Annotated in this window: 7 protein-coding genes; 3 read left to right on the forward strand and 4 right to left on the reverse strand. The window is 65.9% G+C overall.

The window, feature by feature from the left end:
• Positions 1-2: 2 nt before the first annotated feature.
• The 3 genes from fdhF to ACVI1L_RS28355 are packed head-to-tail and all read right to left on the reverse strand — an operon-like array spanning position 3 to position 4,937.
• Entirely contained in the window at positions 3-2,882 is a 2,880-nt protein-coding gene (gene fdhF, locus ACVI1L_RS28345) for a formate dehydrogenase subunit alpha (protein ID WP_456784383.1), read from the reverse strand.
• Positions 2,883-2,895: 13 nt separating this feature from the next.
• A complete protein-coding gene (locus tag ACVI1L_RS28350) occupies positions 2,896-4,464 on the reverse strand; it encodes a formate dehydrogenase beta subunit (protein WP_456784384.1) in 1,569 nt (522 codons plus the stop codon).
• Positions 4,461-4,937 carry a formate dehydrogenase subunit gamma gene (locus ACVI1L_RS28355; protein WP_028331545.1) on the reverse strand — a complete coding sequence of 159 codons (477 nt, stop codon included), beginning with the start codon at positions 4,935-4,937 and terminating at the stop codon, positions 4,461-4,463. Before ACVI1L_RS28355 ends, ACVI1L_RS28350 begins: the two co-directional genes overlap by 4 nt.
• Positions 4,938-5,193: 256 nt before the next feature.
• On the opposite strand from ACVI1L_RS28355, the gene ACVI1L_RS28360 reads away from it, so the two are divergent.
• From ACVI1L_RS28360 to mdoH, 3 genes are all read left to right on the forward strand, one after another.
• On the forward strand, positions 5,194-6,090 hold the full coding sequence (locus ACVI1L_RS28360; protein ID WP_456784385.1) for a LysR family transcriptional regulator: 897 nt from the start codon (positions 5,194-5,196) through the stop codon (positions 6,088-6,090).
• 242 nt (positions 6,091-6,332) lie between these two features.
• Positions 6,333-7,799: a glucan biosynthesis protein G gene (locus tag ACVI1L_RS28365; protein ID WP_456784386.1), complete on the forward strand. Its 1,467-nt coding sequence runs from the start codon at positions 6,333-6,335 to the stop codon at positions 7,797-7,799.
• A complete protein-coding gene (mdoH, locus tag ACVI1L_RS28370) occupies positions 7,787-9,907 on the forward strand; it encodes a glucans biosynthesis glucosyltransferase MdoH (protein WP_456784387.1) in 2,121 nt (706 codons plus the stop codon). Before ACVI1L_RS28365 ends, mdoH begins: the two co-directional genes overlap by 13 nt.
• Positions 9,908-9,916: 9 nt before the next feature.
• Here the strand turns inward: mdoH and ACVI1L_RS28375 are convergent, their stop codons facing one another.
• A complete protein-coding gene (locus ACVI1L_RS28375; protein ID WP_456784388.1) occupies positions 9,917-12,238 on the reverse strand; it encodes an ATP-binding protein in 2,322 nt (773 codons plus the stop codon).
• Between the last annotated feature and the right edge of the window lie 115 nt (positions 12,239-12,353).

Below are 12,353 nucleotides of genomic sequence, written 5' to 3' on the forward strand. Positions count from 1 at the left end.
CGCTATTCCAAGGCTTCCACCACCGGCGCGGCAATGCGGCGGGAGTGGCGAGCCTGCTCGTCATAGGCCTTCTGCCAGTCGGACGGACCGTTCGACGGCGAGATCTGCACTGCGGTGACCTTGTACTCGGGACAGTTGGTGGCCCAGTCCGAGAAATCAGTCGTGATGACGTTGGCCTGGGTGTCAGGGTGGTGGAACGTGGTGTAGACAACGCCCGGCGCCACGCGGTCGGTGATCTCGGCGCGCAGCGTGGTCTCGCCGGCGCGGCTCGCCAGCCGCACCCAGTCGCCGTCGCGCACGCCGCGCTGCTCGGCGTCGTGCGGATGGATCTCCAGCCGGTCCTCGGCGTGCCACACCACGTTCTCGGTGCGGCGGGTCTGTGCGCCGACATTGTACTGGCTGAGGATGCGGCCGGTGGTGAGCAGCAGCGGGTAGCGCGGGCCGGTGCGTTCGTCGGTCGCGATATATTCGGTGAGGATGAACTTGCCCTTGCCGCGCACGAAGCCGCCGATATGCATCACCGGGGTGCCTTCCGGCGCCTTTTCGTTGCAGGGCCACTGCACCGAGCCGAGCTCGTCGAGCCTGGCATAGGAGACGCCCGCGAAGGTCGGCGTCAGCGCGGCGATCTCGTCCATGATCTCGGATGGATGGGTGTAGTTCATCTCAAAGCCCATCGCCTTGCCGAGCATGATCGTCACTTCCCAGTCGGCGTAGCCGTTGAGCGGCGTCATCACCTTGCGGACGCGCTGGATGCGGCGTTCGGCATTGGTGAAGGTGCCGTCCTTCTCGAGGAAGGTCGAGCCGGGCAGGAAGACATGGGCGTAGTTCGCGGTCTCGTTCAGGAAGAGATCGTGGACGATGACGCATTCCATCGCCGACAGCGCCGCCACCACGTGCTTGGTGTTCGGATCGGACTGCAGGATGTCCTCGCCCTGCACGTAAAGCCCCATGAAGCTGCCCTCGATGGCGGCGTCGAACATGTTCGGGATGCGCAGGCCCGGCTCGTTGTTGAGCTTGACGTTCCACATCGCTTCGAACTGCTCGCGCACCGCATCGCCGGCGATGTGGCGGTAGCCCGGCAGCTCGTGCGGGAACGAGCCCATGTCGCAGGAGCCCTGCACGTTGTTCTGGCCGCGCAGCGGATTCACGCCGACGCCGGGCCGGCCGATATTACCGGTCGCCATCGCGAGGTTGGCGATCGCGATCACCGTGGTCGAGCCCTGGCTGTGCTCGGTGACGCCGAGCCCGTAATAGATCGCGCCGTTGCCGCCGGTGGCATAGATTCGGGCCGCCTCGCGCAGCACCTTCGGATCGACGCCGGTCATGATCGCGGTGGCTTCCGGGCTGTGCTTGGAATCGGCGACGAAAGCCGCCCAGTCCTGGAACTCGCTCCAGTCGCAGCGCTCGCGCACGAAGGCCTCATCGACGAGCCCTTCGGTGACGATGACATGGGCGAGCGCGGTGAGCACGGCGACGTTGGTGCCGGGCATCAGGGGCAGATGCAGCGCCTTCACGTGCGGAGATTCCACCATCTCGGTGCGGCGCGGATCGATCACGATCAGCCTGGCGCCCTGGCGCAGCCGCTTCTTCAGCCGCGAGGCGAACACCGGATGGGCGGAAGCCGGATTGGCGCCGATGATCAGCACGACGTCGGTGTCCTCCACCGAGTCGAAATCCTGCGTGCCGGCCGAAGTCCCGAAGGTTTGCGACAGGCCGTAGCCGGTCGGCGAATGGCAGACGCGGGCGCAGGTGTCGACATTGTTGTTGCCGAAGCCGGCGCGGATCAGCTTCTGCACCAGATAGGTTTCTTCATTGGTGCAGCGTGACGAGGTGATGCCGCCGACCGCGTCGCGGCCGTATTTCTGCTGGATGCCCTTGAACTTCGCGGCGGCGAAATTCAGCGCATCGTCCCACGACACTTCCTGCCAGGGATCCTCGATCCGCTCGCGGATCATCGGCTTCAGGATGCGCTCCTTGTGGGTGGTGTAACCCCAGGCGAAGCGGCCCTTGACGCAGGAATGGCCGCGATTGGCCTTGCCGTCCTTCCACGGCACCATGCGTACCACTTCCTCGCCGCGCATCTCGGCCTTGAAGGCGCAGCCCACGCCGCAATAGGCACAGGTGGTGACGACCGAGTGTTCGGGCTGGCCGATCTCGATCACGGATTTCTCGGTCAGCGTCGCGGTCGGGCAGGCCTGCACGCAGGCGCCGCAGGACACGCATTCCGAGCCGAGGAAGCTTTCGTTCATGCCGGGCGAGACGCGGCTGTCGAAGCCGCGGCCGGAGATCGTCAGCGCGAAGGTGCCTTGCACTTCCTCGCAGGCGCGGACGCAGCGCGAGCAGACGATGCACTTCGAGGGATCGTAGGTGAAGTACGGATTGGACTCGTCCTTCGGCATCCAGTTGTCGTTTTCGCAGCCGTGCGATTTGGCGAAGACGTGGTTCTCGCCTTCATAGCCGTAGCGCACGTCGCGCAGGCCGACGGCACCCGCCATGTCCTGCAATTCGCAGTCGCCGTTCGCGGCGCAGGTCAGGCAGTCCAGCGGGTGGTCGGAGATGTAGAGCTCCATCACGCCCTTGCGCAGCTTCTTCAGCCGCTCGCTCTGGGTGTGCACGACGAGGCCGGGCATGACCGGCGTCGTGCAGGAGGCCGGCGTGCCGGCGCGGCCCTCGATCTCGACGAGGCAGAGCCGGCAGGAGCCGAAGGCGTCGACCATGTCGGTCGCGCAGAGCTTTGGAATCTGGGTGCCGGCTTCCATCGCCGCGCGCATGATCGAGGTGCCTTCGGGCACCGTGATCTGATTGCCGTCGATGGTCAGCGTGACCATCGTCTCGGATTTGGATTTGGGCGTGCCGAAATCGGTTTCCTGGATCAGCGACATCGTGATTTCCTTGCTATTCCGCGGCCTGCAGCCGGGCCGGTGCGGGACCTAGATCTCCGCCGAAATCTTCCCGGAAGTGTTTCAGTGCGCTCATCACGGGGTAGGGCGTGAAGCCGCCGAGTGCGCACAGCGAGCCGAATTTCATGGTGTTGCAGAGGTCTTCGACAACAGCGAGGTTTTCCGCCACGCGCTCGCCATTGATGATCTTGTTGATGGTCTCGACGCCGCGGGTCGAGCCGATTCGGCACGGCGTGCACTTGCCGCAGGATTCGACCGCGCAGAATTCCATCGCAAAGCGGGCCTGCTTCGCCATGTCGACGCTGTCGTCGAACACCACGATCCCGCCATGGCCGATCAGGCCGTCGCGCGCGGCGAACGCTTCATAGTCGAACGGCGTGTCGAACAGCGCGCGCGGGAAGTAGGCCCCGAGCGGGCCGCCGACTTGAACCGCGCGCACCTCGCGCCCGGTGACGGTGCCGCCGCCGATCTCGTCGACGAGTTCGCCGAGCGTGACGCCGAAGGCGGTCTCGAACAGCCCGCCATATCTGATGTTGCCGGCGAGCTGGATCGGCATCGTGCCGCGCGAGCGGCCCATGCCGAAATCGGCGTAGGCCTTGGCGCCGTTGTCGAGGATGAAGGGAATCGCCGCGAACGACAGCACGTTGTTGATCACGCTCGGGCGGCCGAACAGGCCCTTATGCGCCGGCAGCGGCGGCTTGGCCCGCACGACGCCGCGGCGGCCCTCGAGGCTTTCCAACAACGAGGTCTCTTCGCCGCAGACATAGGCGCCGGCGCCGACACGCACCTCGAGATCGAACTCATGGGTGGAGCCGCCGATGCGCTTGCCGAGCAAGCCGGCGCGACGGGCGGCCACGATCGCCGCGTTCATCGCGTCGACCGCGTGCGGATATTCCGAGCGGATGTAGATGTAGCCCTTGGTGGCGCCTACCGTGATACCTGCGATCGTCATGCCCTCGATCACGACGAAGGGGTCGCCTTCCATGATCATGCGGTCGGCGAAGGTGCCGCTGTCGCCTTCGTCGGCGTTGCAGACGATGTATTTGCGGTCGGCGCTGGCCTGCGCCACGGACTTCCACTTGATGCCGGTGGGGAAGCCGGCGCCGCCGCGGCCGCGCAGACCGGACGTGGTGACGTCGGCGAGGATCTGGTCGGAGGTCAGCGTCAGCGCCCGCTCCAGGCCCTTGTAGCCGCCATGGGCGCGGTAGTCGTCGACCGAGCGCGGATCGATCACGCCGCAGCGGGCGAAGGTCAGCCGGGTCTGGCGCTTCAGCCAGGGAATCTCGTCCGTGACCCCAAGCCGCAGCGCGTGCTGACCGTTGCCGGCCATCGCGTCGAGCAGGGGTGGAACGTCCGCCGGCGTCACCGGGCCGAACGCGACGCGACCCTGGGCGGTCGCCAGTTCGACCAGCGGCTCCAGCCAGTACAGCCCGCGCGAACCGGTCCTGACGATCTCGATCGGCATGCCGCGCGCTGCTGCGGCCTGCTCGAAGGCGAGGGCGACGTCGTCGGCGCCGACGGCAACCGCACCGGCGTCGCGGGGAATGAAGATCCGCATTGTCATCGCTGTGCCTCCGCGACCAGCGCGTCGATCCGCGCTTCGTCGAGCCGGCCGACCACGCGGCCATCCAGCATCGCCGAGGGCGCGGTGGCGCACAGCCCGAGGCAGTAGATCGGCTCCAGAGTCACGCGGTCATCCGCCGTGGTATTGCCGAGAGCAACGCCGAGCTTGGCTTCCGCGCGCGCCGCGAGCGCATCGCCGCCGGCGGCCTGGCAGGCCTCGGCGCGGCACAGCTTGAGGACGTGGCGGCCCGCAGGTTGCTTCCGGAAATCATGGTAGAAGGTGAAGACGCCGTGCACCTCGGCGCGCGACAGGTTGAGCGCCTCCGCCACCATCGGGATCGCAGGCTCCGGCACGTAGCCGAAGGCCTCCTGCAGCGCGTGCAGGATCACCAGCGTGGCGCCTTCGAGCCCGGCATGCTCGGCGATGATTTCAGCGCCGCGCGCCTTGTCCCAAGGTTCGTATCCCACCGTCATCAGCGCTTCTCACGATCAGTTTTTTGCTTCGCACATGAGAGTTGGAATCCTTCGAAACATCAATAAAGCTGTCTCATGCGGCGATTGCGAAACGCGATTAATAGCGCTGTCGAATGGATCGATGCGGGATCGTAATAATGTTCTGGAATCACGCACTTCCGGGGCGCTTTGGATTTCGGGATCGCACCCCGATCGTGCTACCTATGGACGTGTTGGGCTGCCGCTTGGGGCGCCGTTTTCCGAAGGGATTTGAACCTTGATCGACAAGCTGGAACTTCTGCTGGCGCTGGCCAAGGAACGGCACTTTGGCCGGGCTGCGGAGGCGTGCGGCGTCACCCAGCCGACGATGTCGACCAGTCTCAAGCAGCTCGAGGAAATCCTCGGCGTCATGCTGGTGCAGCGCGGATCCCGCTTCCAGGGCTTCACGCCTGAAGGGGAGCGGACGTTGGACTGGGCGCGGCGCATCGTCGGCGATGCGCGCGCGATGAAGCAGGAGATCAACAGCCTCAAGGACAAGCTGTCGGGCGAGATCCGGATCGCGGCGATCCCGACCGCGCTCGGCATGGTGGCTTCGCTGACCACGCCGTTCCGGGCGCGCCATCCCGACGTGCGGTTCCGCATCCAGTCGTGCACGTCGGCCGATGTGCTCGGTCTGCTCGAGAATCTCGAGGTCGATGCCGGGCTGACCTATATCGAGAACGAGCCGATCGGCAAGGTCCGCACCATCCCGCTCTATAACGAGAGCTATCGCTTGCTGATGGCGCCGGATGCGATGTTCGGCGACCGCAAGCAGGTGACGTGGAAGGAAGTCGGCACCGTGCCGCTCTGTCTGCTCACGCCCGACATGCAGAACCGCCGCATCATCGATCGCGCGCTGACCTCGGTCGGCGCGGAGGCGACGCCGACGCTGACGTCGAACTCACTGCTCGTGCTCTACACCCACGTGAAGACCGGCCGCTGGGCCAGCGTGATGCCGGCCAAGCTCGCCGAGACGCTCGGCCTTGCGGATGCGGTGCGCAGCATTCCGATCGTCGATCCGGTCGTGGACTACAGCATCGGCCTCGTGATCCCGCAGCGCGATCCGATGACGCCGCTGATCGCAGCCTTGGTGCAGGTCGCACGCGAGGTCGCGCCGACGCTCGAGAGCGCGTAGCTCTCGGCATTCCTTCGTAGCCTTTCCGCCACGGTTCCGGCACAGCAGCAACCGACCACGCGTTGTGTGGTTGCGTTGAAGCAAGTCCTGGTGTTCAGCCGGCGGACAATCTTCGCTTGCTCGCAGCAAAGATGGAACTCAGCGCCGGTTCGGCGGTTGCATTGCGGCGTCCCGGTCAGCGAGCAGGAGCTGCTTTGAATCGTCGCCAGTTACTCCACGGATCGGCCGTATTGCCGACACTCATGTTCTTGCCACAGCGCCAGGCCGCCGCCGCAGCGAGCGCGACGGACGCACCCTTCAACCCAGGCATGGTCAGGGAGCTTGCGCGCAATCTCGCCGGCAAGTCGTTCGAGGCGCCGGACGAGAAGTTGCCGAACGGCCTGACGGACCTCAACTACGACCAGTACCGCTCGATCCGCTTCACGCCCGAGCGCGCCCTGTGGCGCGGCGCGAAGCTGCCGTTCGAGGCGCAGTTCTTCCACCGCGGCTTCTTCTACAAGAACAAGGTCAAGATCTTCGAGGTCGCTGACGGCAAGGTCAGCGAAGTCAAGTACAGCAAGGACATGTTCTCGTTCGGCGAGACCGTGCCTGACTTCACCGAGACCGACCTCGGCTTTGCCGGATTTCGCATCCACGCGCCGATCAACAAGCCGAACTACTATGACGAGGTCTGCGTCTTCCTCGGCGCGAGCTATTTCCGCGCGGTCGCCAAGGACGAGACCTACGGCCTGTCGGCGCGCGGCCTGTCGATCGATACCGGCGAAGCCAAGGGCGAGGAGTTTCCGTTCTTCAAGGCGTTCTGGCTCGAGCGTCCCGTGCCCAACGCGACCTCGCTGGTCATTCACGCCTTGCTCGACAGCAAGAGCTGCGCGGCAAGCTACCGCTTCACGATCAGGCCTGGAGCGACCACGGTGTTCGATGTCGAGGCATCGCTCTATCCGCGTGCCGATCTCGAGCACGTGGGCCTTGCGCCGATGACGAGCATGTTCTTCTTCGGGCCCAACGATCGCAACGAGGTCGACGACTTCAGGCCGTCGGTGCACGATTCGGACGGGCTTGCGATCTACAACGGCAAGGGCGAGAGCCTGTGGCGCCCGCTGAGCAATCCGCGCGACCTCCAGATCAGCACGTTCCAGGACGTCAATCCGCATGGCTTCGGTCTGATGCAGCGCGAGAAGAATTTCTTCGCCTATCAGGACATCGAATCGCGCTTCGAGAAGCGTCCGAGCTTGTGGGTCGAGCCGATCGGCGACTGGGGCGAGGGCGCGGTCATCCTGTTCGAGATCCCGACCAAGGAAGAGATCCACGACAACATCGCCGCGTTCTGGCGGCCGAAGGCGCCGCTCAAGGCCAAGAGCGAGGCCAATTTCACCTATCGCCTGCATTGGGGGCCGGATGCGCCGAAGCCGCATTCGCTCGCGCGCTTCACGCGCAGTGGCATCGGCGCGCATGGCGAGAACAGCAAGCTGTTCGTGCTCGACCTGTTCGGGGGCAATCTGAAGGGGATCGATCCCGGCAGCGTCAACGGCGTCGTGACGGCCGAGAAGTCCGAGATCACGAATGTCGTCACGCAGCCAAATCCGAATACCGGCGGATGGCGGCTCAGCTTCCAATGCGCCGTCAAGAAGGACCCGGTCGAGCTGCGTGCGCATCTGGCGCAGGATGACAAGCCGCTCTCCGAGATCTGGGTCTATCGATGGGCGCCATAGTCACGTCGCCTCAGTCCGACGTCGCCGCGGCGGCCGACGGCTTCCTGCCACAAGAGAGCCCGCTTGCGATGTCGGCGGCCGATCTCGGCCGGCCGCCGCATGCGGTGAGCACGCCGGTGTCGGTCGGCGCGGGCATGTTGATGCGCCGCGCGTTCGTCCTGATGCTGACGGCGGCGCTGACCGGTGCCGGCGCCTACGAGATGTACATGGTGGTCCAGGTCGGCGGCGTGACGATCATGGAAGGCATGGTGCTGGTGCTGTTCGTCGCGCTGCTCGCCTGGATCGCGTTTTCGTTCGCTTCGGCGCTCGCCGGCTTCTTCGCTCTGCTTCGCCGCAACGGCAACGCCTTGCCGATCCGCGACGACGGTCCCTTGCCGCAGCTCGCGAGCCGGACCGCGGTCCTGCTCCCGACCTACAACGAGAATCCGCATCAATTGATGGCGCGCCTGCGCGCCATCTACGAGTCCGTCGAGGCGACCGGGCAGGGCGACAGCTTCGACTGGTTCGTGCTCAGCGACACCCGCGATCCCGATATCTGGATCGCCGAGGAGAGGGCGTTTCTCGAATTGTGCGAGGCCTGCGGCGCGCAACGGCTGTTCTACCGGCATCGCGCCGACAATACGGCGCGGAAGTCCGGCAATGTCGGCGAGTGGATCACGCGGTTCGGCGGCGCCTATCGGTTCATGATCGTGCTCGACGCCGACAGCCTGATGTCGGGCGACACCATGGTGCGGATGGCGCACGCCATGGAGACCAATCCGCAGGCGGCGCTGCTGCAGACGCTGCCGGTCATCGTCAACGCGCGCAGCCTGTTCAGCCGCCTGCAACAGTTCGCCGGCCGGCTCTACGGGCCGATGGTCGCCGCCGGTGTCGCGTGGTGGCACGGCTCCGAGGGCAATTACTGGGGGCACAATGCCATCATCAGGATCGAGGCATTTGCGGAGCAGGCGGGGCTGCCCGAGCTCTCCGGACGCAAGCCGTTCGGCGGACATATCCTGAGCCACGACTTCGTCGAGGCGGCGCTGATGCGGCGCGCCGGCTGGGGCATCTACATGGCCCCGATGCTCGGCGGCAGTTTTGAGGAGGTGCCGCCGTCGCTATTGGATTTTGCCGCGCGCGACCGCCGCTGGTGCCAGGGCAATCTGCAGCATCTCGCCGTGCTGAGGACGCGCCGGTTGCATTGGATCTCGCGGCTGCATTTCATGACCGGGATCGGCTCCTACATCACCGCGCCACTCTGGCTGTCGTTCTTGCTGCTCGGAATCCTGATCTCGTTGCAGGCGCGCTTCATTCGGCCCGAATATTTTCCGAAGGGTTTTTCGCTGTTCCCGAACTGGCCGGCGCAGGACCCGGTGCTCGCCGCCTGGGTATTTGGCCTCACCATGGCGCTGCTGATCGTGCCGAAGCTGCTCGGCTTCATCCTGTTGCTGACGCGCTCGGATACGCGCCGGCAATTCGGCGGCGGGTTCCGGGCGCTGACGGGCGTGCTCGCCGAGGTGCTGATCTCGGCGATGATCGCGCCGGTCATGATGGTGTTCCAGTCGATCGCCGTCGTCGAGATCCTGCTCGGCCGGGACGCCGGCTGGCAGACGCAGCGGCGCGACGACGGCGCGGTCGAGCGGCGGGAGCTGTATCGGAAGTATGGCGTTCCCACCGCCTGCGGTGTCGCGATGGCGATAAGCGCCTGGGCGGTATCGCTGCCGCTGTTGCTGTGGATGTCGCCGGTGATCGTTGGCCTGCTGTTTGCGATTCCGATCGGCGCCTGGACCGCCCGGCCGGCGATGCACGCGCTGTTCGTGACGCCGGAGGAAGCTAAGCCGCCACGCGTGCTGGTCCGCGCCAATGAGCTGGCGGCGTCGCCGGCACACGCATCGGCCCCTGCGCTCGCGACGTTGCGGCAGGATTCCGGGCTGTTGCAGCGCCATCTCTCGTCGCTGCCGCCGGCGCGGCGCGGCGGTCCGGGCGAGATCGATCTTCATCTCGCGGTGGCGCGTGCGCGGATCGAGGCAAGCGACAGCTTCGACCAGGCGATCCGCCATCTCACGCCTCGCGAGACGCTGGCCGTGCTCGGCGATTCCGCTCTGCTGGAAGGGGTGCTTGCGAAGTAGTGGGGGGCGTCAGGCCGCTTCCGGCAGCTTCGTCTGCAGGGACCGCGGATCGCGCGGCAGCGTGACGCGGACGACGGTGCCGACGCCGAGCTTGGAGCGCAGCCGCATCGAGCCGCCGTGCAGATTGGTGAGCGAGCGCGCGATCGCAAGTCCGAGACCGGAGCCCTGGTAGCTCTTGGTGAGCTGGCTCTCGACCTGCTCGAACGGCTTGCCGAGCCGGCGCAGCGATTCCGGCGCGATGCCGATGCCGCTGTCGGCGATCAACAGCACGATCGAGTCATCCAGCATCTGGCCGCGCACCAGCACACGGCCGTGGTCGGGCGTGAACTTCACCGCATTGGAGAGCAGGTTGACGATGATCTGCTTGACCGCGCGGCGGTCGGCGACGACCGAGATCGTGCTTTCGATATTCGACTCCAGCGACAATCCCTTGTGCTCGGCGCGGCCGGAGACCACGCGCAGCGACTCCGCGAGGATGCCGGAGAGATCGAGCGGCTCCATGTCGAACTTCATGCGGCCGGCCTCGATCTTCGACATGTCGAGGATGTCGTTGATGACCTCGAGCAGGTATTTCCCCGACGTCAGGATGTCGTGGCAGTACTCCGCGTATTTGTCCGAGCCGAGCGTGCCGAACAGGCCGCTGCCCATGATCTCGGAGAAGCCGATGATGGCGTTGAGCGGGGTGCGCAGCTCATGGCTCATATTGGCGAGGAATTTCGACTTCGCGGCGTTGGCGTCCTCGGCGCGGGTTTTTTCCTGCGAGTATTTTTCGGCGAGGTCGGCGAGCTCGACGGCCTGCCGTTCCAGCTCGGCTTGCGAGCGCTGCAGGTCGATCACGGTGGCGCGCAGGCGCAGGTCGTTGTCGACCAGCTTCTGCTCGTGCGCCTTGATGCGGGTGATGTCGGTGCCGACGGAGACGTAGCCGCCGTCCTTGGTGCGGCGCTCGCTGATGTGCAGCCAGCTGCCGTCGTCGAGCTGGGCCTCGAAGGTGCGGGCGCCGGGCGCCGGGACGCCGCTCTCGTGCAGGCGGGTGCGCACTTCCGGCATGCTACCGACCTCGATCACGGTCTCGTAGGAGGTGCCGGGGCTGACGGCGGAATCGGGCAGCTTGTGCAGCCGCTGGAAGTGCGAGTTGCAGAGCACGAGGCGGTCGTCGGCATCCCAGAGCACGAAAGCCTCGGGAATGGTCTCGATCGCGTCGCGCAGCCTGAGATCGGCTTCCACAGACTTCTCGGCGAGGCTTTTCTGCTCGGTGATGTCGACCGCGATGCCGATCAGATGCAGGCCGCCGTCGGCGGCAGCATGGCTGAGCTCGCAGCGCACCCGCAGCCAGATCCAGTGGCCGCCGACATGGCGCATGCGGAAGCTCTGGTCGATGTGATCGATCTTGCCCGAGATCAGCTGGTCGGCGATGTCGAACAGGTTGATGTCGTCCGAATTCACCAGCGCGTTGACCTCGCCGAAGGTGAGGAGGTCGTTGCGGGTGTCGAGGCCGAGCAGGGTGAACATCGACTGCGACCAGAAGATCCGGCCGCGCGACAGGTCCCAGTCCCACAATCCGCAGCGGCCGCGGTTGAGCGCGGTGTCGATCCGGCCGCGCACGGCGTCGTTGATCAGGTCGCCCTCGCGGGCGCGGGTCGATTGCCAGTGGAACGCGAAGCCGAGGATCAGCACCACGAAGCTCGTGGTCGCCGACAGCGTCACCGAGAGTGCCGCATCCGATCCCCAGATCGGCTCGTTCATCTCCTGGATGACGACGACCTGGCCGGGCAGCGACTTGACGAGCTGCGAGATCGCCAGCGCGCCCGTGCCGCCGGGCAGCGTCATGTCGCTGACCGTGCCCTGCTGGCCGGGCGCGACGAGCAGCTGCGCGGTGGAGACGATGTCGAGGATGCGGTCGTTCTCGCCGGCGCCGTCGACCGGCACGCGCGCCAGCACGCGGTGATCGGCGCCGGTGATGATGACGTGGCGGCCGTAGGCGATGCCCCAGGACGGGATCAGGTCCGGCAGCAGTTCCTGCATCCGCTCGATGTTGGCGAGCCGGTCGCGCCGCACCGAGGTCAGGCGATCGAGACGTTCGGCGAGGATGTCGGACAGTGCAGCAAGGTCGCGCTTCATCGCGCCGCGCTTCTGCCGGTTCTGGTCGATCACCTGGACGAAGGCGCCGAGGCAGATCGTGATGAGGAAGGCGATGATGAGCGTAGGGACAGCGCGGCGCAGTGCAGGCTCGGCCGTCAGGAGCCTGTGATAGGCCGGTTTCGCGATCGACTGCGCCAATCCCTTGATCGAATCGGATTGGACGCACGCGTTCGCTGCATGCGCGCGCGCCATGCCTGAGACCCCCGCTCTAAGCTGATTTTTTACCCGGTTCGGATGCTCCCCACGATGCATCCGAATCATGATCATTTGAATCCAGATTTCCGGGACTGTCGAGAGTCAACGATTC

It is taken from the genome of Bradyrhizobium sp. USDA 4516, assembly GCF_054055915.1.